At 66.8% G+C, this 25,726-nt stretch carries 23 protein-coding genes; 2 read left to right on the forward strand and 21 right to left on the reverse strand.

Translation table 11 applies throughout. The features are described 5' to 3' along the window. The first annotated feature begins 39 nt into the window (after positions 1-39). Positions 40-1,476: a WS/DGAT/MGAT family O-acyltransferase gene (locus tag EL337_RS19750; RefSeq protein ID WP_048634449.1), complete on the forward strand. Its 1,437-nt coding sequence runs from the start codon at positions 40-42 to the stop codon at positions 1,474-1,476. A 2-nt stretch (positions 1,477-1,478) separates the two neighbouring features. On the opposite strand, the gene fadD12 is transcribed toward EL337_RS19750, so the two are convergent. Together fadD12 and EL337_RS19760 are read right to left on the reverse strand one after the other, a co-directional pair. Further along, complete coding sequence (gene fadD12, locus EL337_RS19755; RefSeq protein ID WP_370737206.1) at positions 1,479-3,014, reverse strand: acyl-CoA ligase FadD12; 1,536 nt, start codon at positions 3,012-3,014, stop codon at positions 1,479-1,481. A gap of 62 nt (positions 3,015-3,076) precedes the next feature. Continuing rightward, positions 3,077-3,913: a lysophospholipid acyltransferase family protein gene (locus tag EL337_RS19760; protein ID WP_048634426.1), complete on the reverse strand. Its 837-nt coding sequence runs from the start codon at positions 3,911-3,913 to the stop codon at positions 3,077-3,079. A gap of 21 nt (positions 3,914-3,934) precedes the next feature. Between EL337_RS19760 and EL337_RS19765 the strand changes: the two genes are divergently transcribed. Next, a complete protein-coding gene (locus EL337_RS19765; protein ID WP_048634425.1) occupies positions 3,935-4,996 on the forward strand; it encodes an NAD-dependent epimerase/dehydratase family protein in 1,062 nt (353 codons plus the stop codon). Here the strand turns inward: EL337_RS19765 and EL337_RS19770 are convergent. The 19 genes from EL337_RS19770 to EL337_RS19860 all read right to left on the reverse strand — a co-directional run bounded on the left by EL337_RS19770 (position 4,993) and on the right by EL337_RS19860 (position 25,619). After that, the gene (locus EL337_RS19770) at positions 4,993-5,805 is read right to left on the reverse strand and encodes an SDR family NAD(P)-dependent oxidoreductase (protein WP_048634424.1); all 813 of its coding nucleotides are present in this window, start codon (positions 5,803-5,805) and stop codon (positions 4,993-4,995) included. The two genes, EL337_RS19765 and EL337_RS19770, sit on opposite strands and share 4 nt — an antisense overlap. A gap of 11 nt (positions 5,806-5,816) precedes the next feature. Then, positions 5,817-8,255, reverse strand: coding sequence for a CaiB/BaiF CoA-transferase family protein (locus EL337_RS19775; protein WP_048634423.1), 2,439 nt, complete (start codon positions 8,253-8,255; stop codon positions 5,817-5,819). Between the two features lie 7 nt (positions 8,256-8,262). Then, positions 8,263-9,222, reverse strand: coding sequence for an enoyl-CoA hydratase/isomerase family protein (locus EL337_RS19780; protein WP_048634422.1), 960 nt, complete (start codon positions 9,220-9,222; stop codon positions 8,263-8,265). Next, positions 9,215-10,348: a M24 family metallopeptidase gene (locus EL337_RS19785; RefSeq protein WP_048634421.1), complete on the reverse strand. Its 1,134-nt coding sequence runs from the start codon at positions 10,346-10,348 to the stop codon at positions 9,215-9,217. The genes EL337_RS19780 and EL337_RS19785 overlap by 8 nt, the downstream gene beginning before the upstream one ends. After that, a complete protein-coding gene (locus EL337_RS19790) occupies positions 10,338-11,516 on the reverse strand; it encodes a M24 family metallopeptidase (RefSeq protein ID WP_232786884.1) in 1,179 nt (392 codons plus the stop codon). The genes EL337_RS19785 and EL337_RS19790 overlap by 11 nt, the downstream gene beginning before the upstream one ends. A 98-nt stretch (positions 11,517-11,614) precedes the next feature. Further along, complete coding sequence (locus EL337_RS19795; RefSeq protein ID WP_048634420.1) at positions 11,615-12,799, reverse strand: amidohydrolase family protein; 1,185 nt, start codon at positions 12,797-12,799, stop codon at positions 11,615-11,617. Between the two features lie 33 nt (positions 12,800-12,832). After that, positions 12,833-14,065 carry a cytochrome P450 gene (locus EL337_RS19800; protein ID WP_048634419.1) on the reverse strand — a complete coding sequence of 411 codons (1,233 nt, stop codon included), beginning with the start codon at positions 14,063-14,065 and terminating at the stop codon, positions 12,833-12,835. A 2-nt stretch (positions 14,066-14,067) separates the two neighbouring features. Then, positions 14,068-14,262 (reverse strand): ferredoxin, encoded by a 195-nt coding sequence (locus EL337_RS19805; protein WP_048634418.1) that lies wholly within the window; start codon positions 14,260-14,262, stop codon positions 14,068-14,070. 1 nt (position 14,263) lies between these two features. After that, positions 14,264-14,938, reverse strand: coding sequence for a TetR/AcrR family transcriptional regulator (locus EL337_RS19810; RefSeq protein ID WP_048634417.1), 675 nt, complete (start codon positions 14,936-14,938; stop codon positions 14,264-14,266). Positions 14,939-14,970: 32 nt separating this feature from the next. Further along, positions 14,971-15,804 (reverse strand): SDR family NAD(P)-dependent oxidoreductase, encoded by an 834-nt coding sequence (locus tag EL337_RS19815; protein ID WP_048634416.1) that lies wholly within the window; start codon positions 15,802-15,804, stop codon positions 14,971-14,973. Further along, the gene (locus EL337_RS19820; protein ID WP_048634415.1) at positions 15,805-16,626 is read right to left on the reverse strand and encodes an alpha/beta fold hydrolase; all 822 of its coding nucleotides are present in this window, start codon (positions 16,624-16,626) and stop codon (positions 15,805-15,807) included. It abuts the gene before it with no gap. A 13-nt stretch (positions 16,627-16,639) separates the two neighbouring features. Then, on the reverse strand, positions 16,640-17,224 hold the full coding sequence (locus EL337_RS19825; RefSeq protein ID WP_048634414.1) for an NADPH-dependent FMN reductase: 585 nt from the start codon (positions 17,222-17,224) through the stop codon (positions 16,640-16,642). 8 nt (positions 17,225-17,232) lie between these two features. Further along, on the reverse strand, positions 17,233-18,231 hold the full coding sequence (locus EL337_RS19830) for a cyclase family protein (protein ID WP_048634413.1): 999 nt from the start codon (positions 18,229-18,231) through the stop codon (positions 17,233-17,235). Next, the gene (locus tag EL337_RS19835; protein ID WP_048634412.1) at positions 18,228-19,070 is read right to left on the reverse strand and encodes a coniferyl-alcohol dehydrogenase; all 843 of its coding nucleotides are present in this window, start codon (positions 19,068-19,070) and stop codon (positions 18,228-18,230) included. Before EL337_RS19835 ends, EL337_RS19830 begins: the two co-directional genes overlap by 4 nt. Positions 19,071-19,072: 2 nt before the next feature. Then, entirely contained in the window at positions 19,073-20,392 is a 1,320-nt protein-coding gene (locus tag EL337_RS19840) for an LLM class flavin-dependent oxidoreductase (RefSeq protein ID WP_048634411.1), read from the reverse strand. Positions 20,393-20,397: 5 nt separating this feature from the next. Beyond that, a complete protein-coding gene (locus EL337_RS19845; RefSeq protein WP_048634410.1) occupies positions 20,398-22,203 on the reverse strand; it encodes an FAD-binding protein in 1,806 nt (601 codons plus the stop codon). Then, positions 22,200-23,150 (reverse strand): 3-carboxyethylcatechol 2,3-dioxygenase, encoded by a 951-nt coding sequence (locus tag EL337_RS19850; RefSeq protein WP_083443224.1) that lies wholly within the window; start codon positions 23,148-23,150, stop codon positions 22,200-22,202. The genes EL337_RS19845 and EL337_RS19850 overlap by 4 nt, the downstream gene beginning before the upstream one ends. Further along, positions 23,068-24,756, reverse strand: a complete 1,689-nt coding sequence (locus tag EL337_RS19855) for a bifunctional 3-(3-hydroxy-phenyl)propionate/3-hydroxycinnamic acid hydroxylase (RefSeq protein WP_048634408.1) — start codon at positions 24,754-24,756, stop codon at positions 23,068-23,070. Before EL337_RS19855 ends, EL337_RS19850 begins: the two co-directional genes overlap by 83 nt. Next, positions 24,753-25,619 carry an alpha/beta fold hydrolase gene (locus tag EL337_RS19860; RefSeq protein ID WP_048634407.1) on the reverse strand — a complete coding sequence of 289 codons (867 nt, stop codon included), beginning with the start codon at positions 25,617-25,619 and terminating at the stop codon, positions 24,753-24,755. Before EL337_RS19860 ends, EL337_RS19855 begins: the two co-directional genes overlap by 4 nt. Positions 25,620-25,726 lie beyond the last annotated feature (107 nt).

Consider the following 25,726-nt stretch of genomic DNA (forward strand, 5'->3'; position numbering starts at 1 on the left):
ACACCGGTGATCATGGGGTTCGGGTGGTTGCATGACACCATGAAGCGGCTCAACGGCATGGACGCCATGTTGTTGTACAGCGAGACCCCCAATCTGCACACTCATACGCTCAAGGTGGCCGTACTCGACGCGTCGGGCTGCGAGGGCGGGTACGGCTTCGACGCGTTCCGCCGCACAGTTGAGCGGCGGCTGCACCTGCTGGAGCCGCTGCGCTACCGGTTGATCGACATCCCGTGGCGGCTGCACCACCCGATGTGGTTGCAGGACTGCCCTGTCGACCTCGACTTCCATCTGCGGCGAGTACGCGTCCCTGCCCCCGGCGGCCGGCGTGAACTCGATCAGGTGATCGGCGAGATCGCCAGTACGGCACTCGACCGCACCAGGCCACTGTGGGAGTTCCACTTCGCAGAGGGCATGGCCGACGACCACTTCGCTCTCGTCGGCAAGGTGCACCACACCCTCGCCGACGGCGTGGCCTCGGCGAATCTGCTTGCACGCCTGATGGATCTGGTCGGCTCCGAACAGGATGAACGAGACGAGCCACCGCCGACGTGCGAGCAACCCACGACAGCGCACTTGTTGTGGGAGGCTCAGCTGGACCACTTCCAGAACATGGCCGAGATGCCGCGGCTGGTGGCTGACGCCGCACGTGGACTGACCCGGCTACGGCGGCGCTCCAAGCAGCGGAGTGACCATCCCGACCTCGCCAAACCGTTCAACGCGCCACCCACGTTCCTCAACCACGTCGTCTCCCCCGTCCGCACCTTTGCCACCGCGACGCTGTCCCTGGCCGAAGTCAAGGAGACGACGAAGTCACTGCGCGTGACGTTCAACGACATCGTGCTCGCCGTCGCTGCCGGCGGACTGCGGGAGCTACTGCTGCGCTACGACGGGCACGCCGACGTCCCCATCCTTGCCACCGTTCCGGTCAGCACCGACAGGTCCGCAGATCGGGTCACCGGCAATGAGATCGGCGGGCTCATGGTGTCGCTCCCGGTCCATGTCGACGACCCCCTGAAGCGAGTCGAGCTGACCTCGTTGTCCACCACGCGCGCCAAAGAGAACAACGACCTGTTGGGGCCGACGTTGCAGGGCCGGATGCTGGAGTACCTGCCGCCCCCGCTGGCACCCTCGCTGTTTCGCGTGCAGTCCACCCATGCCGATCGCAACCGGCTGATGAACGTCGCGATCTCCAACGTGCCGGGGCCGCGGCAGCGGGGACACATCGGCGGCGCGCCGGTCAGCGAAATCTATTCTGTCGGTGTTCTTTCGGCAGGTAGTGCGTTCAACATGACGGTGTGGAGCTACGCCGACCAGGTCGACATCGCGGTACTCTCCGACGATCTGACCTTCACCGACCCGCACGAGGCGACCGACGCGATGGTCGACGCATTCGACGAACTGCGGCGCGCGTGCGGGCTCCGGAGATCGAGTGTGGTCAGCACGGCGATGGCGCCGGCGCCTGCGGTCCGCTGAACTCAGTCGCCCCGAAGCTCGTTGCGCAGAATCTTGCCGGTGCTGCCACGCGGAAGCTCGTCCAGGATCGTGATATCGCGAGGCACCTTGTAGTTCGCCAGGCTCTCGCGCACATGGCTTTTGAGGTCGTCGACGGTGGTGGTGGCCCCTGGGGCGAGCACGACGAACGCGGCCAGCCGTTGCCCGTACTGGTCGTCGTCCACCCCGAGCACGGTCGCTTCGGCCACGTCGGCGTGGGCGACGATCGTCTTCTCCACTTCGATGGGGTAGACGTTCTCGCCACCGGAGACGATCATCTCGTCGTCACGTCCCACCACGAACAGCCTGCCCGCGTCGTCGACATAGCCCATGTCGCCGGACGCCATGAACCCCTCGTGGAAGTCCTTGGTGGCGCCCGAGGTGTAACCGTCGAACAACGTCGAGCTGCGCACGAATATCTGACCGACCTCGCCCGTCGGCACCTGCTGGTGTTCGGCGTCGAGAATGCGCAGCTCGGTCCCGTCGGCGGGCCGGCCCGCGGTGTCGGGAGCGACGCGCAGATCAGCAGGGGTGGCGGTGGCGATCATGCCCGCCTCGGTGGCGTTGTAGTTGTTGTAGATGACATCACCGAACTGATCCATGAACGCGGTGACGACGTCGGGCCGCATGCGCGAGCCGGACGCCGTCGCGAATCGAAGGGACCTTCCGCTGTATCGATTTCGCACGTGGTCGGGCAGGTCCATGATGCGGTCGAACATCACCGGCACAACCGCGAGCCCGGTGGCCCGGTGCCGGTCGATCAGGGCCAGTGTCGCCTCCGGATCGAACTTGCGTCTGGTCACGATGGGACAGGCCAGCAACGCGGCGAAGAGGAGTTGGGAGAATCCCCACGCGTGAAACATCGGCGCGACGACGACGATGGGTTCCTCCGCGCGCCACGGCGTTCGGTCCAGGACCGCCTTGAGATCACCCGCGCCGCCGCTTCCCGCAGAACGCCTGGCGCCCTTGGGGCTTCCGGTGGTGCCCGAGGTGAGCAGGATGATGTCACTCTTGCGCGTCGCTGCCTCCGGGCGCTGCCCCAGGTGCGCGTCGATGAGGGATTCCAGTGTGGGCGTAGCGTCATCGGAATCCGTCCATCCCAGGATCCGGACAGCGTCCGGCGCATCACGCAGCGCGCGATCGACGATCACGGTGAATTCCTGGTCGTAGATCACCACATCGGCGCCCTCGCGTTCGATGACCTCGGCCATCGCGGGACCGGCGAACGAGGTGTTCAGCAGCAGTACGTCGGCCCCGATGCGGTTGGCGCCCACCAGCGCCTCGACGAAACCCCGATGGTTGCGGCACATCACCGCAACGGTTTTCGGGCCGCGCGCCTGCAGCGCCACACCGAGCGCGTCGCAGCGGTCGTCGAGCTGTCTCCAGGTCAGGATTCCGAGTTCGTCGATGATGCCCGGTCGGTCGGGGCAACGCTGCGCGGCTGCGGCGAAGCCGACGGTGGCGGTCACCCCGGCACGCCGCATCGCCGCACCCATGCGTAGGTACCGGTCGGGCCGCATCGGCGCGATCAAGCGCGCACGCCACAGGGTCGACAGCAGTCCCAACGGATCGGCCACGTCGCTCAACCGATGATCGGGAACCGGCGGCTGCGAGCCAGGTCGTCGAGTGCGGCCTGCATCACCGATCTGACATGGTGATCCACCTCGTCGATGTCCGGGTCCGCACCGAACTTGGCCGTGATGTCGACGGGTTCGAGAACGCGCGTGACGATCTTGGACGGCAGAGGCAGGTTCGGCGGGAAGATGACCGACAGGCCGAACGGGAAGCCCACACTGATGGGCAGGATCTCCATCCGCGCTTTCGTGAGGCCGAGCCGCCGCGCGATCGAGTCGCCACGGGCAAGGAAGATCTGCGTCTCCTGCGCACCGATCGACACCATCGGCACGATCGGCACGCCGGCGTCGATCGCCGTGCGCACGTAGCCCGTACGGCCGCCGAAGTCGACGACGTTCGCGGTTCTGGTGGGCCGATAGGAGTCGTAGTCCCCGCCGGGAAAGACCAGGACCACCGCGCCGGCGCGCAGCGCGTCACCCGCGTTCTTCCGGCTGGCCTCGATGACGCCGGCGCGCCGGAGGAGATCGCCGAGCGGCCCGACGAACACGCCGTAATGCGCCAGGGTGTACAGCGGACGTTCGAAGCCGAACTGCTTGTAGAACTCGGGGGCGAAGACCAGCACGTCAGGCGTCATCATTCCCCCGGAGTGATTGGACACCACCAATGCGCCACCGGCCGGGGGCATGGAAGACACTCCACGCACCTCGGCGCGGAAGTATCGTCTGATCACCGGACCCACCAGATTCGTGATCTGCCGGGTGAATCCGGGGTCCCACCTGGCCATCTCGGGGCGGTCGTCGGGCATCGTGGCGAATATGCTACTCTCCGCTAAAGAGAATGTCATATCCGCAGCTAGGAGTGTGTAATGCCGGGAACGGTGCTCGTCACCGGCGGCTTCGGGCTCGTCGGATCGGCCACCGTGCGACGGCTGGCCGAACTGGGACGCACCGTCGTCGTCGCCGATCTGGAGACCCCCGCCAATCAGGCGGCAGCGGCCGCACTGCCGCGCGGCACCAGCGTCCGGTGGGCCGATCTGACCGACGAGGACCAGACCGCCCGTCTGGTCGCCGACGTCGCACCCGAGGTGATCATCCATCTCGCGGCCATCATCCCGCCGACGATCTACAAGGCACGCAAACTGGCCAGGCGGGTGAACGTCGACGCCACCGCCACACTCGTCCGCATCGCCGAGGCGCAGGCCAATCCCCCGCGATTTGTCCAAGCGTCCAGCAATGCGGTGTTCGGCGCACGCAACCCGTACAAGTCCACCGGGCCGGTCACTGCGGACATGCCGATGAAGCATTCCGACCTGTACAGCGCGCACAAAGCCGAGGCCGAGGCGATCGTGCGGGCCTCCTCGCTGGAGTGGGTGGTGCTGCGCCTGGGCGGGGTGCTCAGCGTCGACCCCAAGGCCATTCCCTTCAACGCCGACGCGCTGTACTTCGAGAGTCTGCTGCCCACCGACGGCCGCATGCACAGCGTCGACGTCCGCGATGTCGCGTGGGCGTTCGCGGCGGCGACCACCGCCGACGTCGTAGGTGAGATCCTGCTGATTGCCGGCGATGCATCCCACATGCTCCTGTATGGCGACATCACCCCCGCCTTGGCCGGTGCGCGCGGCCTCCGGGGCGGACTGGCACCCGGACGCAAAGGCAATCCGAACGATGACGACGCCTGGTTCGTGACGGACTGGATGGACACCTCACGGGCGCAGGAAGCGCTGGCGTTCCAGCACTATTCGTGGCAGGACATGATCGACGAGGCCGGCCGCAACGCCGGACCGTCCAAATATCTGCTGCGGGTGGCTGCTCCACTCGTGCGCGCGATCCTCAAGCGGCGCGGAGCCTACTGGAAGCAGCCTGGTCAGTACGCCGACCCGTGGGGCGCGATCAAGCGCAAGATCGGCGACCCGTCCCCGGACTCCTAGGACCGGCCCGGCCCCAGGGTCGGCACGCCGGTACGCGGATGGAAATACCAGCCGCCCGCGGCCTCTGTGCCCCCGTCCACGTGGATGGTCTGACCCGTGATGTAACTCGCCATGTCCGAGGCGAGAAACACCGCAGCGCCCGCCATTTCCTCGACGTGGCCGGCACGGCGCATCGGGATACCGGAACCGATCTGGTGGTCGAGCGCGCCTGCGGCGAGCTCCTGCAACCCTTCGGTCATGGTCAGATCCGGCGCCAGCGCGTTGACCCGGATGCCGTGGGGGGCCAGTTCGAAGGACGCGGTCTTGGTGTAATTGATGACGCCTGCCTTGGCAGCCGAGTACGCGGCGTACCCCGGCGCTGCCCGCACGCCCTCGATCGAGGTGACGTTGATGACGCTGCCCGGCAGTTTCGCGTCGACGAGCCGTCGTGCCACGCGCTGCGTGCACAGCAGCACATGACGAAGGTTGCTGCGATACAGGGCATCCCAGCCGTTCTCGGAGGTTTCCAGCAGCGGGGAGTTGAACGTGCCGCCTGCGTTGTTGACCAGGATCGACACCGTGCCGAGTTCGTTCTCGGTGTGTTTGAGGGCAGCGTCGACGGCCTGGGAGTCGCGCACGTCGGTCGGTAGTCCGAGCCCACCGACGGCCGCCGCGGCGGCGGCGCAGGTGTCGGGGTCGCGTTCCCAGATCGCCACGGAGGCGCCGAACGCCGACAGTGCCGTGGCAATCCCCCTGCCGATCCCCGAGCCGGCGCCGGTGACGACGGCGACGCGGCCGGTGAGCAGGATGTCGGACGGGGCGAGGGCCATGGACGGTGAGGCTAGCGCGCCGGCGCCGTGCCGATGACACCATCGGCCTCGAGCGCGACGATATCCGCATCGGTCAACCCGAGTTCGCGCAACACCTCCCGGTTGTGTTGGCCGAGCAGCGGTGCCGGGGAGGTGTGCACGCGGTCCGGCCCACGAGAACTGCGGAACGGGAGAGTGCTGTGCGGGGTGGGCGGGTTGACGGGATGGCCGACCGACTCGAAGAAGCCGCGGTGCGCGAGCTGCGGGATCTCGGACTGACGGTGCGGTTGCAACACCTTGCCGACCGGAACACCGTTGTTCCACAGTGTCGCGACGATCTCGTCTCTGGTGCGAACGGCGCACCACTCGCCCAGATGCCGGTCGATGAGGTCGTGATGGGCCCGCCGGCCCGGCGCGGTGGCCAGCTCGTCGGACATCACCCATGCTGGGCCGCCCAGCGCGTCGCGGAGCCCCGCCCACTGCTCGTCCGTGGCGACGGCGACGGCGACCCAGCTGTCGGCGCGGCCGAACTCGTCGATCTCGTTGCTCAGATACAAATTCTGCGGCGCTGCGGCGGGACCGCGGTTCCCGTCGCGCTGCAGCAGCGCACCGTACGCGGAGTACTCGATGACCTGTTCGGCAGCGACGTTCAGCGCCGCGTCGACCATTGCCGCCTCCACCATCAGCCCTTTTCCGGTGCGCCGGCGGTGTTCGAGTGCCAGCAGGATCGCGTTCAGCGCGTGGACACCCGCATTGGGGTCACCCACCGAGTAGGGCTCGTACGGATTGCGGTCCGGGTAACCGGTGAGCCAGCTGATCCCGGCGGCGGCCTCGATGACGTAGGCGAAAGCCGGGTTGTCCCGCCACGGTCCGTCGAGTCCGAAGCCCGGCATCCGCACCATCACGATGTCCGACCGGATCGCTGCGAGCGCATCGTAGGTCAGGCCCATGCTCTCCAGGACGCGGGGAGTGAAGTTCTCGACGACGACGTCGGCGGTCGCGATCAGACGCGTGAGAAGGTCACGGCCGGTGTCGCTCTGCAGGTTCAGCGTGATTCCGCGCTTGTTGGTGTTGAGGCCCGAGAAGATCGGCGACCGCTCCCACCACCGGTCGACGCTCACGGGAATGCCTGCGATGAGCCGGGTTCCGTCGGGGTGCCGGGTGGACTCCACATGGATGACATCCGCGCCCAGCATCGCCAGCATGTGGGTGCAGCTGGGTCCGGCCCAGAAGGTCGTCATGTCGATGACGCGCACGCCCTCCAACGGCAGGCCCTCTGTGCGCGACGGTGCCTGCCCTGTCGCGACCCCGGTCTCGGCGCCACCGGGACTGCACGTTCGCGCGCGATGATCCTCGGTGTGTTCGCCGAGCTGCGGGGCAGGCGCAGGCGGACGCAGCATCGCCGGGGCCATCCGGTACGGGTGGCCGGGCTGGGTGAAGCCGTCGCGAGGGTTGACGATGAACGAACCCCGCGCCACGTGATGGTCGAGCTGTGCGACGTTGGCGCCGTGGGCGACCGGCGCGTTGGGGATTCGGAACGCCGTTGCCAGTTCCCGGATCTCGTCGACAGTCTGATCGGCCACCCAGGCGAACAGCTCGTCGGCCCGCTCGTTGGCCTGCTGGGTGATCGTCAGCGTCGACTCTTCGTCGATCCACTCGACGTGACCGGTCATCGCGCAGAGGTCGAACCACTGCTGGGCCGTTCCGCACCCGATGTCGACGAGGCCGTTCCTGGCCCGCGCGATACCGGGCACGGTCAGCCGCCGCGCATCGCGCCACGGGCGGCCCAGCATCTCGAAGTAGGTCACCGGATAGTAGGTGAGCCCGAGGATCGCGCATTCCAACATCGACAGGTCGATCAACTCGCTGCCCCCACGCATGCGCGACGCCAACGTGGCCGCGCTGGCATACGCACCCGCGAGGTACTCCCCGACCTGCCCCCCGACATGGACCGGAGCCCGCTCGGGTGCACCGCGGCCGAGCCCGACGATGCCGCCCGACCACGCCTGCAGGGTGAATTCCGTTGCGGGAAGGTCACACCACGGACCATCGAGTCCGAACGGAGTGATCGCGGTTACCGTCAAGTGTGGGTGGCGGTCCCGGATCGCGGTGGGTGTGAAGTCGCGATGCCCGGCAACGCCCTCACCCCGCGACCACACCACCGCATCTGCGGCGGCCAGCAGCCTGTCGACAAAAGCGGCGTCGTTCGCGTCCCGCGACGGGTCGGCCACCACGGAGTGCTTCGAGCATGCCAGATAGGAGAACAGGGCTCCGTCGCCGCTCTCGGAGATCTCCGCACCCGAGGCCGACCACCGGCGCAGCGGATCACCCTGCGGCGATTCGACTTTGACGACATCGGCACCGCCGTCGACCATCAGCTTCGTGCAGTACCCACCGGCGATCCCGCTGGACAGGTCGACGACGGCGTAGCCGGAGACCGGTGGCGCCGGCGGCCGGGACAGCTCGGGCATCGCCGCTCTAGTCCTCTTTGGCTCGGTTACGTTTGCTCAGCCGGAAGTCGGGCGGGAACTTGTTGTCGTTGTCGTTGACAGCCGCCGACAGACCACTGTCGATCGCGTCCATCATGTCCATGTCGTCGGTGTCGTCGTTGGCCACCCCGTTGCCCATCGACTCGAAGAATGCGCTGAGTAGGCTGCCCATGTATTCGCCCTGCTGCTGTTTGAAGATCTCGAAGAACATCTTCTGCTGGAAGACGGTGTCCACCGGCCGGTTTCGCGCACATGCCCGAGCGTATTTGTCCACCTCGGCTTCCAGCTGATCGCGGGCCACCACCTTGTTGAGGAAGTTGCAGTCATACATCTCGGGCGCGGTGAACGGCCGTCCGGTGAACACCATCTCCTGGAACTTGCGCAGTCCCATCATCTGCACCCAGGTCCACATTCGCGGGCCCCAGCCGTGATAGCGGAACGATGGGTGCCCGAACAGCGCATCGTCAGAGCTGATCACCAGATCCGCGTCCGCACACTGGTAGAAGTGCCAGCCGTAGCAGTACCCCTTGGCTTCGACGATGCTGATCTTCTTGAAGTCCTGCAGCGCGCGATTGCCCGCCTGCGAGTTGGCGTACCAGGCGCTGATGGTGGCGCCGTTACGGAAGGTCCCCTTGGGCGGATAGGTGACCTCGCCGACGCCGTCATCCTCCAGCCGTAGTTCGGCCAGCCGCACGGCTGGATTGTCGTTGCCCTCCATGAACTCCGGCAGGTCCGCACCGCTTCCCAGGTTGTCCCCCACCCCGCGGATGATCACCACCTTGACGTCGTTGTCGGCGTTGGCCGCCCGCAGCACGTCGGCATACCGGAGCCTGGCCAGCGACGTCGGCGCGTTGAGGAACTCGGGACGGTTGAACGTGATCGTCGCGATCTTGGTCCTGGGGTCCTTCTCGTAGAGGATGATCTCCTCGGGCGAGGGCCGGTCAGCCATGAACGGATTCGCGGTAGGCCGGGGCGGCGGAGAGGACTTCGGGACCGTCGGCGGTGATCAGGACTGCATCGCGGGTGAACACCGCGCCGACCCCCTGTTCCCACACGTAAGCGGTGACTGCAAGCACCATGCCCTCCTCGAGATGGTCGGATTCCGCGGTGGCCCGCAGGGTCGGCGCTACCACCGGCGGGTCGAAACCCAGTCCGAGTCCGTGCGCCACCGGCATCGCCGGCAGCGACTCGCCGGACTCCTGGTACGCGTCGAGCAGCCCGCACGTCGGCCTACCGGCTCGGCACGCCGCAAGCAGTGTGTCCCACAGGTCGTCTCGGCGCCGGTACAGCGCGCGGACCGCGTCCGTCGAATCACCGACGTGGAGCGTGCGGGCCACTTCGGCGACGTATCCGTCGGCCAGTACCCCGGCCGAGACCGCCACCAGATCTCCCTCGCGGACCAGTCCGTCGCCTTCGGCGCGGCGCCACGGGTGCTCCTTCGACGTCACCCAGGCGGCGTCCTGGGTGGCCGGGGTGCTCACGCCACCGGCGGCCTCGGCCTGCAGCACCGCACCCGCGATGGCCTGCTCGGTGGTGCCCGGCCCGAGCGCGGCGACACCCTCGGCCACGCCCTCCTCGGCGACCAGCAGTGCGCGGCGCAGCGCCTGCACCTCCTCGGGCGTCTTGATGCGGCGAGCCGCCTGCATGGCCTGCTCCGCATCGATCAGCTCGGCGTTGGGGAAGGCCATCGGCAGGAGTTTGGCGAATGTCGGCGTCAGCGCGTCGGTTCCGACTCGGCGCGCGGTATCGGCCCCCGCTATGTTCCGCAGTATGCCGACCAGTGTCATCGGGTTCCACGCGAACCCGTACAGGTTCTCGTGCGGGATCTCCTCGGGGATGCCCTCGTCCCAGGTGCTGTTGAGGTGGATCTCACCGGTGGCACGCACGAGTTCGCAGATCGGCCCGAACGGGCGGGTGCCGACCACCCACAGCTGCGGGGCCCCGGAGATGTAGCGGACGTTGGCCTGCCGGCCCAACACCAGTATGTCGAGGTCGTGGATCTCCATCTGCGCCAGCGCTCGCTCCCGACGGCTGTACCTCAGCTCCCGGCCGTCGGCCTCGATCTCAAGCCCCATCGGACACCTCATAGGGGTCGTACGGGTATGCGGTCAGCGGCATCCAACCGCCCTCGGTCACGACCACGATCTCCTCGCCGCGGTAGCCACCGGTACCGTCCTCCCAGACCACGGGCTCGAACACCAACAGCATGCCTGGCGGAAAAACGAAGTTGTCGTCCCAATCCTGGCCGAGATCGGTTCCGATCATGGGCATTTCGGCTGCGCTCGTCCCGATGCCGTGCCCCAGGTAGAAATGCGGCAGCCACGGTTTCACGCCGCCGGCGGCCGCGGTGGCCGCGCGTCCGAGGTCGCCACAGGTGGCACCTGCCTTGGTGACCGACAGCACCGCATCCACGATCCGGGCCCACCTGTCGAACTGCTTCTGCTGGGTCGCCGTCGGATCCTGGCCGACGATCCACGTGCGGCCATGGTCGGAGCAGTACCCGTGGTAGGCGATCGACACGTCGGTCCACAGCACGTCACCCTGGGACAGCTCGCGCTCGGTCGTCAGCAGCGGCAGCGCGAGATCACCGGTGGTTGTCCAGGTGCCCTCGGCCTTGGACGCGGGCATGACCTGCCAAATCGAGTCGAACATGTTCGTGGTGGCGCCGAGTTCGAAGGTCCGGCGTACGAATTCGGCAGACAGATCGATTTGCCGCGCGCCCGGGATGAGCGCCTTCTGGATCTCGGCGACGGCCTCTTCGGTGATCTGACAGGCCCGCCGGACGCAGGCGATCTGGTCGATCGTCTTGACCAGCTTCGCCGCGCCCACCACCGGCGCGGCATCTACCGGCGCTTCGGGGAACAGCGCGCGGCCGGCCCGCCGCATCGCCCCGGTCAGTTCGTCGGTCGCCAGCGACGCGCCTGCCGGGATGAGGCGCGCCAGGATTGTGGCGAATTCGGCGACCCCTTCGTCGAATTCGAGGTAGACCGGTCCGTGCAGGTGGTCGTCGGGCAGGTCCGACTCCATGACTGTGCCTTCACGGAACGGCAGGAACAGATGCGGGTGCTCGTCATCGGCCAGCACGACCGCCACCGGCCGTTCGACGTGTGACAGGCCCGCGTCGGCGAGCGGCCAGCTGATACCGGTGGCGTAGATGACGTTGCTGTTGCCCAGCAGAACCAGTGCATCGACGCCCTGTTCGCTCATCGCGGCGCGCAGACGCGCGCCGACCTCGCGGCGCATCCGGGTGAAATCAGGCTCCGCAGGGATGTCCAGCCACGTGTACCCGGTCCGGGCGATCTGGGTGACCCCGGAGTGAGTGGACGTCGTCGCCGTTGCACTCACGAAAGCCCCAGGAAGTTCTGCACATTCGTGGACACGATCTTGAGTGCCGCGTCCGCGCCGACGGCTTCGACGACCGACGCCAGCGATTTCTCCGAGTAGCCGAAGGTGCTCTCGTTGTGCGGGTAGTCCGAGGACCACATCACATTGTCGACACCGATGCGGTCGATCAGCTGCAGACCGAGTGGATCCACCATGAACGACGCGCTCATGTGGTTGGTCCAGTAGTGGCGGACGTCGTGCTCCAGCTGGTGGTTGAACATGTGCCGGTAGGAGGCCAGCATGTGCTCGGCGTCCTGCAGAGCGGTGGGCACCCAGGCGATTCCGCCCTCGAACCAACCGATCTTCAGCGACGGGTGCCGGTCCAGGATGCCGGAGAACACGTACTTGGCGAACTGCTCGCGGAAGGAGTCGACGTTGACCATCATGCCGACCACGACGCTGTTGTTCTGGCACGGCGTCTTCGGCGGCGTCTCACCGATGTGATGGCTGACGGGGATCCCGGCGGCCTCGATCTCGTCCCAGACCGCATCCATCTCGGTGCTGCCGTAGTCGTAGATGTTGCCCCCGTCGTCCTTGCCCGGGTTGAGCGGCAGCAGGAACGTTTTGAGCCCAAGCGATTTCAACTCTTCCAGAGTACTGCGGGTACCTTTCGGATCCCACCAGTTGATCAGGCCGACGCCGTAGAAGTGCCCGTTGGAGCGTTCCTGTAGATCAGCGATGTGCTCGTTGTAGATCCGGAACACCCGCTCGCGCAGGCTCTTGTCCGGGTAGTGGAACAGCGCCAGGACAGCATTGGGAAATGCCAGCTCCTTGTCGATGCCGTCCTCTTTGAGCTCTCGGATACGCGCCTCGATGTTGTTCGAGGCGGCGCCGGCGAGGTCGTCGTACTGCATCAGCACCCGGCCGAAATCACCACCGGTCCAGGCCTTTCCCTTCATCCCCACCATGTAGGCGCCGTCTTCGTACCAGATGCGCGGCGCCGCCCCCTTGAGTTCCTCGGGGAATCGCTCGTAAAAGATGTCGTCGGCCACCGAGATGTGGTTGTCGGCGGAGAAGATCACGGTGTCTTTGGGAAATCCGGTCACACCGTCCTTTGATGAATGACCGTGGCGGTCCTTGGGCGCGCCGAAGCCTTCGGGCGGATACAGGGCGTGGGTAGGTGACACTGTGGGAGTAGACATCGTGGTGCTCCAATCGGCTGGGGACGGGCCTGACTACCAGGTCACCGGAAGTTCGTAGACGCCGTAGGCGAGTCGGTCGTGTTTGAAGGGCACCTGGTCGAACGGGATGGCCAGGCGCATCGTCGGAATGCGCCGCAACACCGTCTGGAAGACGATCTGTAGTTCGGCACGGGCGAGCTGCTGGCCCACGCACTGGTGCCTGCCGTAGCCGAAGCCCAGCTGCTGGCCCGCGTCGCGGGTGAAGTCGAGTCTGTCGGGGTTGGGATAGGCGGCGCTGTCCCAATTGGCGGGCGCCAGGTCGAGGATGATGCCATCCCCCGCCCGGATCGTCTCACCGGCGATCTCGATATCCTCGGTTGCCACCCGGCGCTGACCGTTCTGGATGATCGACAGATAGCGCATCAGCTCTTCGGCGGCATTGGCGACGAACTTGGGATCATCGGAATCCCGCAGCAGCGCAGCCTGTTCGGGGTTCTCCAGCAGCGCCAGGATGCCGATGCCGATCATGTTCGCGGTGGTCTCGTGCCCGGCAATCAGCAGTCCGGTACCCAGCTGCGCGGCCTCTTTGACACTGATCTCACCGGCGGTCACGCGCTCGGCCAGGTCGGATACTGCGTCCTCGGACGGGTTGGCCTGCTTCTCCTCCACGAGGTTGACCAGGTATTGGTGCAGGCTCATCGCGCCCTTCTGCATGGCGTCCGCGGCGGCATAGCGGGCCAGACCGGCGTTGGCGTGCTCCTGGAAGAACTCGTGATCTTCGTACGGAACCCCGAGCATGTCGCTGATCACACGGGTGGGTACCGGCAACGCCAATTTGGCCACCAGGTCGGCAGGCTGCGGGCCGGCCAGGATCTCGTCGATGCAGCCGTCGGTGGTCTCCTGGATCACCGGGCGCAGGGCCTCGACGCGGCGGAAGGTGAAGGGCTTGGACAGCATGCGCCGGAACCGGGTGTGCTCCTCGGCGTCGGAGGTGAAGACCGACCGCGGTCGCTTGTTCACCGTCGAGAGCATGTGCTCGTTCCAGTGCGGAAAGCCCTCGATCCGGTCGTCGACACTGACCCGAGCGTCGGCGAACAGGGTGCGGGCTACCTCGTGGCCGGTGACCAGCCACGGCGTGGTGCCGTTCCAGATCCGCACCCGGGAGAGAGGTCTGGCCTGGTTCATGTCGAGCATCTGCTGCGGCGGTGCGAACGGGCAACCGGCCGAACGCTCCATCGGATACTCCGGTGCCGCGGCCACCGCGTGCTGATTGAGAGTCTCTGTCATATTCACCCCTCGATGTGAATGGCCAGGGCTGGGCAGGCGGCCGCGGCGTTTCGGGTCACTTGGGCCAATTCGGGGCCCGGTTCCGGATTCAGGAGTTCGACCACGCCGTCCTCGTCGCGCTGGTCGAACACCTCCATGGCGTTCAGTACGCACTGGCCGGAGGAGACGCACTTGTCCTGGTCCACGCTGACGAACATGTCAGGCAAGCTCCGTGACCGGAGCCCGCCACAGTCCCACGATGGCGTCGATGAGGCCGGATCCGACTGCGCTCCAACTGGTCCGGGGCAGATCGGCGCCGTCTGCGAAAGCGCGTTCGAAGTCCGCGCACGTGTGCACCAGCAGATTGCGCGCCATGATGTTGCGCTCGGCGACCACGGCCATCGGCAGATCGGGCAGGCAGCGGGTGATCCCGTCGACCACGCGGACCAGCGAGGGTGAGGCCAACGCGTCCCGCACCACAATGCGCTGATACGCGGGATCAGCCAGCGCCTGGGCGGCGAAGCGCGCGTACCAGGTGGGATTGCCGAGCTGAGCCAGGTGCTCGGTCAGGGAGCAGACCAGACACGCGATCCAGTCCCGCAGATCCGCGGAGTCGCCCGTGGACGCGACCATCCGTTCCAGGAGCTGCTCGGTCGATGCGCGGTGCTTCTGCTCGATGGCGCGGACCAGGTCGGTCTTGGTACCGAAGTGGTAGCCGACGGCCGCGTTGTTGCCCTGTCCCGCAGCCTCACTCACCTGCCGGTTGGATACCGCATACACCCCGTGTTCGGCATAGAGCCGTTCAGCGGCCTTGAGAATGGACTCCTGGGTGGTACTGGCGCGATCGGCGCGAACCGTCCTGGCTGTCGTCACTCCACCAGTGAACCCCGTCACAGTCTCTAAGTCAAGCGACTGATTTAAAAGGGTCACCGTGCCGTGCCGTCGGTCGTGGCCGGCTTGCGCACGATGACCTTGCCCGCAACCGTGCCTCCGTCGACGGGTAGCACCGTGCCCGTCACGTATCGCGATCGGTCGGTGGCCAGATACAGCGCGGCCTCGGCGACGTCCTCGGCGGTTCCCTCCCGTTTCAGTGGTCTGTCGTCTCGCATCTGCGCTCGAATCCTCGCCTCGAACCGCTCCAGGCGTTCGCGGTCCTCGTCGGTGGCCGACGACGCAAGGATCGGGGTGGGAATGTTGCCCGGCGCAAGGCAGTTCACCCTGACCTCGTAGTGCGCTAGCTCGATTGCCGCGCACTTGGTGAAGTGGATGATGGCCGCCTTCGACGCGCGGTAACTCGACACGCCCCCGCCGGCCTGAATGCCACCGATCGAGCCGAGATTGATGATCGATCCCCCGCCGTGCTCGGACATGTACCGCCCGGCATCCCGCGTCCCGGCCATCACGCCGAGGAGATTGACGCGCATGACGCGGTCGAACTCGTCGAGGTCCTCGTCGAAGAGGCCCTTCTTCAGTGGGCTGGAGATGCCCGCGTTGTTGACCATGATGTCGAGCCCGCCGAACGTCGCCGCGGCGGCAGTGACGAGTTCGGCGACCTGTGCCTGATCGGCGACATCGGTCCGGTGGTACACCGTCGACCATCCCGCCGAGTTCAGTTCGGCCGCAAGCGCTTCGCCAAGATCATCGCGCACATCGGCGATCACGACGTCAGCCCCCTCGGCGGCGAACCGGGTGGCGATGCCGCGGCCGATTCCCGACGCGCCCCCGGTGACGATCGCGACCTTGCCGGCGAGTTCGGACATTCATGCTCCTTCGAAGAAGTCGAGCAGTAGCTCGTTGACGACATCCGGTTGCTCGATCTGCGGGCAGTGTCCGGCATCGGGGATCACTGCTGATCGCCCGTCCTCAATCTGTTCGGCGATGCAGGCGGCCCACCCAGCCGGTAGCAACTTGTCGGCTCCGCCCTCCACGGTCAGTGTCGGCACCGCGATCCGCTCGTAGGCTCTGGCGCTACTCGGCGAGGCCGGTGGCTCCAGCCCAGGGCGGCGAAACCTGGCTGCCGCCAGAGACTCCCAGGCGCCCGGGGCAATGCTGGACTCGTAACGGCGCCGGACGTACTGCTCATCGTGAGGGTAGGACGGATCGGCGAAGAGAGCCGCGACGATCCGGCGCATCCCGTCGACGGTGGCGTCGTACTCGTACAGCGCGGTGACGTGTTCGTTGCGTTGGATCTCACCGCCGCCACAGATCGCGACCAGGCTCCGCACCGGCAGCACCGGCGCATCGGAGGTGGTGTCGACCAACAGGTTGACGGCCCCCATCGAATTACCCACGAAGTGCGCGGACTCGATGCCCATCACCTCGCAGAAGCGGGCGACGTGCCTGATGCGCATCCCGCGGCCGTCGGTGAAGTCGACGACCTTGGCCGAACCGCCGAACCCCAGCATGTCGGGGGCGACCACGCGGTGGCGGTGCGCCAGCGCGCCTATCGTGCGCTCCCAGCCGATGCGGGCATCAGCTCCGAACTCGCCGCCGTGCAGGAGCACCACCGGATCACCCTGTCCCGCTTCGAGATAGCAGGTGAGCAGGCCGTCGACCAACACGGAATTCGAATCGAGGTGCACGCTGCCAGCCCCCTCACTCCCTGTTCGTCTGGGCGAACGCCAGGACCTGGGTGGCGAGCAGTTCGAGCTGATTCGCCACCGCCTTGCCCTGATCGGTGTCGGCAAGTTCGCCCGACGGGTCCCAGATGGGATCGGCGGAGTTGATCGCCACACCCAGCGGGGTCGGCCACGCGCGCAACGCATGCCCGATGCTGCGCAATTGGGTCAGCGTGCCGACCGCCGCCTGCCATCCGTAGGCGCAGCTGATGCAGCCCCACGGTGTGTTGTCGAGGTACACGCGAGGGTCCTCGCGGAGGTCCTCGATGTAATCGAGTGCATTCTTGACCAGTCCGGACACCGCACCGTGATAGCCGGGCGAACCGACCACGACCGCGTCGGCGTCCCGCAACGACTTGACCAGGTCCAGCGCGCGCGGTGTGCGCTCGAGTTCGTGCGGGGCGTACATCGGCAGGTCGATGTCCTCGGCGCTGAACAGCCGGGTCCGACCGCCCTGCTCCTCCACGGACCTCAGACAGAAGCGCAGCGCCCGCTCGGTCGACGAGTTGGCCCGCAGTGTTCCGCCGAGGCCGACGATGAAGGGTTGGCTGGTACTCGTCACGTTCCCACTCACTTGATCGCGATCGGACTGACAGGGGCCCCGACCGCACCGACCACCTTCAGCGGCGGTGCGACGAGCTGGAATTCGTAGATACGGTCACTGGCACAGTCGGCCGCCAGCGGCCCGAGGTCCCAGTACTCGCCGAGCATCAGCCCCATGTCCCGAAGGCACAGCATGTGCATCGGCAGGAACGTGCCCTCGACCCCCTGGGCCGGGTCGGGGTCTTCGACCATGAGGTTGTCGGCGGCGACGGCTGCCACTTCGTGCTGATGAAGCCAGGAGGCACACGTCCAGTGCAGACCCGAGCCCGCCTCGGCGCCGTCGCCGGTCTCCAGGAACCGCGTCCACCATCCGGTATGCACGACGACGACGTCCCCGGACCGGATCTCGACATTCTGCGCGGCCGCGATCTCGTCGAGTTCGGCGGGGGTGATGGGGTTACCGGGCTCGCAGAACGTCGCGGCCCCGCGGTGAGCGACCACGTCGAGCAACACCCCACGTGAGGTGATGCCCTTGTCGGCGACTTTCTCGATGCCGAGGTGGAAGGCGCCGAAGCTGGTCACCGAGCCGGCGGGAAAGCCGTTGTAGAGCTGGTCCTCGTAGTACACGTGCGACAACGCGTCCCACTGGGTGGCGGCTTGAAGCGGCATCACGATGAGGTCGTCGTTGAACCGGAACGGGTTGTCGGCGAAGAACGCGCTGACATCGGAAGCGACCGCGTTGCGCAGCCACTCCGGACCGTACTGGACCAGTGTGGAGGCGTCTCCGCCGTCGACAGTCATGACGTGCACGGGGTTCTGCCGGAACTTGAACGCGCCCTGCGGTCCTCCGGAGCTGAAGTCGCCGCCCATCGAGATGACCTTGCCCTGCTTGACCAGGCCCGCGGCCTCAGCGACCTTCTCGGCGGTGATGAAGTTCAGGGTGCCGAGTTCGTCGTCGTCTCCCCATCGTCCCCAGTTGCGAACCTCGTCGGCGGCCCTGCGGAAGTCACCCATGGTGCCGGTCATCGTCGACTCCCCTGTGTCTGGTCGGTGGTGTGGATCTGCGCGACGTAGCGGTCGGCAGAGATGCCGCCGTCGGTCCACACCACCTGCCCGGTGATGTAACCGGCCGCAGGACTGCCGAGAAAGACCAGCGCCGCCGCCTGCTCCTCGACGCTGGACACCCGTCCCAGCGGCGCGGTGAACGAGTCGAGGTACTGCTGCCCGTACGCCGACCGCAGCTGATCGAGGATCGGCGTCTCGGTGACTCCCGGTGCGGTGCAGTTGATCCTGATGCCCCGGGCGCCCAGCGCGGCGGACCGGCGCATGCCGTAGAGCACGATCGCCTCCTTGGACAGCCGGTACCCCCCGTCGACGAGGGCATCCGGATGCTCGGCACACCAGCGGAGTCCATCGGCGAACGACGCGGTCGCGACCAGTCCCATTGTCGTCTGCGCGTTGTCGCGATATGCCGAGGCGGCCAGTGACGAGACATTGACGATCGCCGCGCCCGCTGGCATCTGCTGGATCAACACCTCGGTGAGCGCACGCGTGCCGAGAAAGTTGATCCGCACCACCAGCAGCGGGTCTCCGATGCCCGACGAGACCCCTGCCACGTTGAACAGTGCGTCGACGGCCCCGCCGACCGCGGCCGCTGCGGCGTCCACGGAATCAGGTTCGGCGAGATCGACTTCGACGAAGTCGTCCACGGTCGCGGCATCGTCCGGCGCCCGAACGTCCAGACCGGTGACTCGCGCCCCCAGAGTGCCGAGCTGCCGCACCACCTCGGCGCCGATACCCGACGCACACCCGGTTACGACGGCGTGCTTGCCGTCGAAGCGCACCAACTCGCTGAGTGCGACCATTGTCAGCGCGCGGCTTCCTCGGCCGCCTTGGCGTCCTTCTCTGCCTGGGCGGCTTTCACCCGGCCCTCGTTGATCTCGGCCATCGCCTCGGGAATCTCTCCGGCAGTGAACTTGCCGCCGCGACCGGTGGGCAGCCCGCCGAACTGGTAGGTCTCGTCGAACAGCGGCGTGTCCCAGGACTGCCTGCGTGCTTCCACCTTCTCGATCACCGGTTCCAGACGTTTCGCCTTGTCCTTGACGGCTTTCGCGTCCCGCTCGATGAACTCGGGCAGGATCTCCCTGCCCATGATCTCGATGGACTCCATGGTGCCTTCGTGACTGCGTGGATTGAGCAGCAGGATGATCTCGTCGACCCCGCTGGCCTCGTACCCGCGCAGAAACTCGCGGACGGTGTCGGGCGAGCCGATGGCACCGCGACCCGGACCGTAGGCCAGCGTCGGGTCTTCTTCGACTGCCTTCTCGTACAGTTCCCACACGCCGGTCCGGCCCGGTGTGTGCATACCGGTCAGGTAGTAATGCATGATCCCGAACGAGAAGAAGCCACCGCCGATACCCAGCCGTTTGCGCGCCTCGTCGTCGGACTTGGCGACCATCATCGACAGGTCACCGCCGATGGCCAGCAGGTTGGGGTTGATCGCCGGGGTGACCGGGGCGCCGTTCTCCTCGAGCTCCGCGTAGTAGCCGTCCACCCGATCCTTCAGGGCTTCCGGACCGGTGTAGGCGAAACTCAGTGCACCGATGGCCTTCTGGGCTGCCATCTGTACCGAGGACGGACGGGTGCACGCCACCCAGACCGGGGGGTGCGGACTCTGCAGCGGCTTCGGGATCACATTGCGGGCGGGCATCTCGACGTGCTCACCCTTGAACCCGGTGAACGGCGCCTCGGTCATGCACCGGATCGAGACCTCGAGGGCCTCCTCCCACTGGGCACGCTTGTCGGCCGGATCGATGTTGAAGCCGCCGAGCTCGGCGACCGACGAACCCTCGCCGGTGCCGAACTCCACCCTCCCGTTGGACAGATGGTCGAGGGTGGCAACGCGCTCCGCGATGCGGGCCGGGTGGTTGATGGGCGGCGGCAGGTGCATGACGCCGAACCCGAGCCGGATGTCCTTGGTGCGCTGGCTCGCTGCGGCGAGAAACATCTCCGGCGCCGTGGAGTGGCAGTACTCCTCGAGGAAGTGGTGCTCGGTCAGCCACACCGTCGAGAAGCCGGCCTTATCGGCGAGTTCGACCTCGTCCAGACCATGCTGGAACAGTTGGTGCTCGTCGTCCTCCGACCACGGCCGGGGTAGTGGGAACTCGTAGAACAGGGAAATCTTCACTGCTGTTACCTCCTTGGAGATTCGGGGCTGTCGATGGCTGACGGGGTGTGGTCCGGCGCGCCGGAGATCGCACCGGCGATATGGCGGGCGGCGATGTAGCCGAACGTCATCGCGGGTCCGATGGTGGCGCCCGCGCCCGCATAGCTGCGTCCCATCACCGCGGCCGAGGCATTGCCGACGGCGTACAGACCACCGATCACGGTGTCGTCGCCGCGCAGCACCCTCGCGTGTTCGTCGGTGCGCAGACCCCCCGAGGTGCCGAGGTCACCGAGGATGATCTGGAACGCGTAGTACGGCGGCTTACCGAGCGGGTGCAGGTTCGGATTGGGCAGCGTCGGGTCGCCGTAGTAGTTGTCGTAGGCACTGTCCCCGCGGTTGAAGTCGTCATCGTGACCGGTGCGCGCAAGTGCGTTGAATCGTTCTGCGGTGCTGCGCAACTGGCCCTCCGGCACGTTGATCTGGCGCGCCAGTTCCTCCCACGAGTCACCGGTTTTGACCACACCCGATTCCAGCCACGCCGGGGGAACTTTCCATCCGGTCGGCACCGGGGCGAAGGGGATCTTCGGGATGGGCAGGTGCCCGGCGACGACGTAGCGGTGGAAGGACCGGATGTCGGTGATCAGCCAGCACGGGATGTGGGTGACACCCGACCTCTGCCCGTCGATCATCGCGTGAGCGAAGTCCATGTAGGGCGCCGCCTCGTTGATGAAGCGTTTGCCGTCTCCGTTGACGATGAACTGCGACGGCATCATCCGTTCGTTGAGCATGAACTGCAGCCGTCCGTCCGGCCAGCAGATGGCTGGGAACCACCAGGCCTCGTCGAGCAGCTCTGTTGACGCCCCGACCTTCTCACCCGCCCTGATACCGTCGCCGGTCGCGGCCGGGTTCCCGAAGCTCCAGTCCTTGTCCGCTCCGGCGAGCTCGCGCACCCGGCTCAATTCGGGCAGGTGCTGCAGTCGCCACTGCATGTCGTGGTCGAAGCCACCGCTGGCCAGCACGACGCCACGCCGGGCCTGGATCCGCAGCGAGCGGCCGTCCTTCTCGATCACCGCACCGACCACCCGTCCGTCTGGGCCATCGGTGTCGGTGACGAGCTCGGTCATCGGGGAACTCAGCCACAGGGGAATGTCCTGCTGCTTCATCGCCAGCCTCAGTCGCGCGGACAGTGACTGACCGATGGCGGCCATGCGATCGCCGAACAACCGGGCGCGAACCATCCGCCAGATCAGCTTCAGCAGCACCGCCTTGCCGCGCCACGACTGCCGAACCTGATAGAACAGCCGTAGGTCCTTGGGCCCGAACCAGATCCCTTTGGGAGCCATCGCCGCCGGCGTGAGCAGGTTCTGCTCCTCGTCTCCGAGCACCCGCAGATCGATCTCGGGCACGTTGATCGTGCTGCCCAGCGCCGAGCCACCGGGAAGCTCCGGGTAGTAGTCGGCATATCCCGGCTTCCATACGAATTCCAGCCAGCTGCTGCGCTTTTCGAGGAACTCCATCATCTGCGGTGCGGCGTCGACGTAGGCCCTCAACCGGGCATCGCTGACCAGGCCGCCGGTGATCTGCTTCAGATAGGTGAACACCTGGTCGGGGTCGGGTACGTGGCCTTCCCGGCGTTGGGACGGAGCACCGGGCACCCAGATGCCGCCTCCGGACAGCGCGGTAGAGCCGCCGTAACAGGGCGACTTCTCCACCACCAGGGTGTCGAGACCCTCCGCATCGGCGGCCAGCGCGGCGGCCATCCCGCCACCACCGGAACCGACGACCAGCACGTCGACGACGTGGTCGAAGGGTTGCTGCGTGGCTGAGGTCATGAGATCGGGACCGCAGTTCTGATGGCGAACCCGGCGATCAGTTCCGGTGCGGCCCGGTAGAACCGGTTCGCGGTGTCGTAGGAGCCCTGGGCGGCGAGTGCCGCGAACGCGGCGACCCAGGTCCTGACCTCGTGTGCCGAATTGCCGGCGTGCTCGGCGATCCAGGCGTTGTCCCACCCGTCCACTTCGGCCAGCCGGTGGGTGTCGAGCAAGTCCAGGAACGCGTGGTCCCAGTCGGGGTTGAGCGGAGCCAACCTGCCCTGCCCTGCCGCGAATTCCCTTGCCGCCTCGATGACAGCCGTTTGGCGCGCCTGGCGCTGTTCGGTGGTCATCGGCGCGCCGCGCACAATCCGGTCCAGCGCCGCGGGTGGCGCGGTCGCCAGGGTCGGCACCGGCGGGTCGTGCGACAACCCGCCGGATCCGACGATCAGCACACGCTTGCCGAGGGTCGCCAGGTGAGCTCCCACCGCCGAGCCCAGCGCACGCACCCGACGCATCGGACCGAGGGGCGTCGCGACGGAGTTGATGAACACCGGGATCACCGGCTTGGCGGTCGCGTCGCCGAACAGGAGCTGCAGCGGCTGCACGGTCCCATGGTCGACGTCCATCGCCGCCGAGATCGCGACATCCACGTCGGCATCGAGAACGGCGCGCACACAGTCGGTTGCGAGCTCGGCGGGGACATCGAGCGGACCCTGGTGCGTGCCGTAATCGCCGACTCCCTCGGCGGCAGTGCCGATGCAGAACGGCGGCATCGCCCGGTAGAAGAAGCCGTTGTAGTGGTCGGGAGAGAACGTGACGACCAACTCGGGGTCGAAGTCGGTGACGAACTCCCGGGCCGCTCCGATCGCTGCGGCGATGTCGTCAAGAAGTTCTCGTGGCGGACCCGGAAGGTTCAGCAGCGGGCTGTGCGACATGCAGCACAGCGCGATCTGGCTTGTCACCATCGGTCTCTCCTCCCTGAGTCAGATGCAGCTTGGCGAACAGGGCCTCGGACACCTCCGGTGCGCGCTGCGCGATACACGCGGCGGCGATGCAGCGATCGGGTCGCAGGAACAGCACCGAATCGGGGTGGACATCGAACCAGGCCTTGAGCGCTCCGGTGCGGTCACCGACGACCACCACGTCGGGGTCGTCGTGCCCCGACCAGTGCAGTTGGGTCATCGGTCGTGTCTCGACGAAGTTGGCGCCCAACGCCTTCCACCGGGTGAACGCCGCATCACCGAGCACCGCCCGCAGGTTGTTGCTCCAGCACAGCACGGCGAACCCGGACCCGAGGACATCGTCGAGCAGGACGTTCTCACGGTCCCGGGTGTCGACACGCGGCTGGATGAAAAGGGTGCCGGTCGGCGAGCTCGGAGACGGCCGGTCGGCGTGACAGACCGCACCCTGCTGGTAGCGCGGCATCGGTTTGAACCGCATCTCCAGCACATAGCGCTTCAGTGACGGCACCACCGACGCGGCGTGGATGACGCGGTCCCGCAGTGCCGCCACCCGCCGGTTCGTCGGGGAGATGACGCGGCCCACCATCGTGGACAGGTCGATCATCGCCCGCGCGTGCTTGCGACGCTCGACGTCGTAGGTGTCCAGCAGCGCGTCGCCGGCCTTGCCGGTGACCACCGCTGCCAGTTTCCATCCCAGGTTGGCGGCGTCTCGGATGCCGCTGTTGTACCCCTGGCCCTGCCACACCGGCATCAGGTGCGCGGCGTCACCGGCGAGCATGAGCCGACCCCTGCGGAAGGTCCCGGCGATGCGGGAATGGTGGGTGTACACGCGGTGCCTGATCATGTCGACCCGCTCGGGATACGGGATCAGCTGGGCGAGCATGCGTCTGACGAACGCCGGATCGTCGGCCTGCTCGTCGGTCTCGTCGGGATGGATCAGGAACTCGAAACGCCGGATGCCGTGGGCGATGGAGATCGACACGTAGGGACGCCGCGGGTCCGCCCCGACCTCACTGTTCGGGTGCCCCAGCGGATCGTTGGCGACGTCGACCACCAGCCACCGTGTCGAGGACGTCGTCCCGTCGAACGACACCCCCATCAGGCGGCGGGTGGCGCTGCGGCCGCCGTCGCAACCGACGACGTAGCGAGTGCGTACGGACGGCAGGCCGCCGTCGAAGCTGACGCTGACGCCGTCGGGGTTCTCGGTGCAGTCACGCATCCGGTGGCCGAACCGGACCTCGACGTTGTCGAATCGGTTCAGCCCGCCGAACAGTTCGGCGTCCACCATGGGCTGGACAAAGCCATTGCGTTTGGGCCAGCCGAATCGCGCGTCGGGTGGCGCCATCTCGACCAGCAGGTTTCGGTTGGCGTCGAAGAAGCGCAGAATCTGATTCGGCACCGTATGCGGCAGCACGCGGTCGACCAGGCCGATGGACTGGAAGGTGCGCAGCGACTCGTCGTCGAGTCCGACGCCGCGAGGGTAGTCAATCAGGGTGTCCCGTTCGTCGACCACCAGAGTCCGAACAGAGTGCTGCCCAAGGATGTTGGCCAGGGTCAGACCGGACGGACCGGCGCCGACGATCACGACATCGACGTCGTAAGCGGTCATCGCTTCCCCAGCAGGAAGTCCAGGTGCAGGCGGTCGAAGGTCTTCGGGTCCTCATACTGTGGCCAATGCCCGCACCCGGGCATGACCTCGAAGCGGGCTCCGGGAATCATCGACGCGATGCGTCGACCTTCCTCCACATCCGCCGTAGGATCGTCACTCGTCCACACCACCAGGGTGGGTGCGGTGATCGCGCCATACTCATTCGGGCCGAGCAGGTTTCGCGCCCGGATCACCGGATCCTGCAGCGCCATGATGTCGCGCATCGCCGCAGCGAACCCGGGCTGCCGGTACACACGCTGCCTGCTGGCGACAATGTCGTCGTAGCCCTTGGATTTGTCGGCCATCAGCCACTTGACGCGGGCCTGCACGGTGTCCCAGGACGGGTCCTCCGCAGCCGCCATCGACAGTGTCACGATGCGCTTCATCACCTCGGGATCGGCCTGTGAACCACCGGCGGTGTTGAGGACCAGGCGGTCTACGCGCCCGGGCTCGTCCACCGCGATGCGCGCGGCTACCCAACCTCCCAGCGATTCACCGCTGATGCAGGCCTGCCGGGCGCCGACCGCATCCAGAAAGGCCACGAGATGCTCGACGTAGTGGCCGATCTCGAGGGGATGGCCGGGTTTGTCGGTATAGCCGTGACCCAGCATGTCGATCGACCAGGTGGAGAAATGTTCGGCGTGCGCCTGGAGATTGCGCACGTATGCCTCGGCGTGCCCGCCGGAGCCGTGCAGAAACACCAGCGCCGGCTTGTCGCGGTCACCGGCGTGCAGGTAGCGCGTGCGAACACCACCGGCATCGAGGTAACCCTGCGAGAACGGAACGCCCTGCAGGTCGCTCCAGACACTCTCGAACTCCGTCACCGCGCTCCTTCCCGGATGCCACAAACCGTCATGGGGAGAATCGTATTCTCTTTATTTGTAAGCACTTTGCTCATTTATCGCACATCCATGTGCACTATAGTCAGAGC

It is taken from the genome of Mycolicibacterium aurum, assembly GCF_900637195.1.
Taxonomy (GTDB): domain Bacteria; phylum Actinomycetota; class Actinomycetes; order Mycobacteriales; family Mycobacteriaceae; genus Mycobacterium; species Mycobacterium aurum.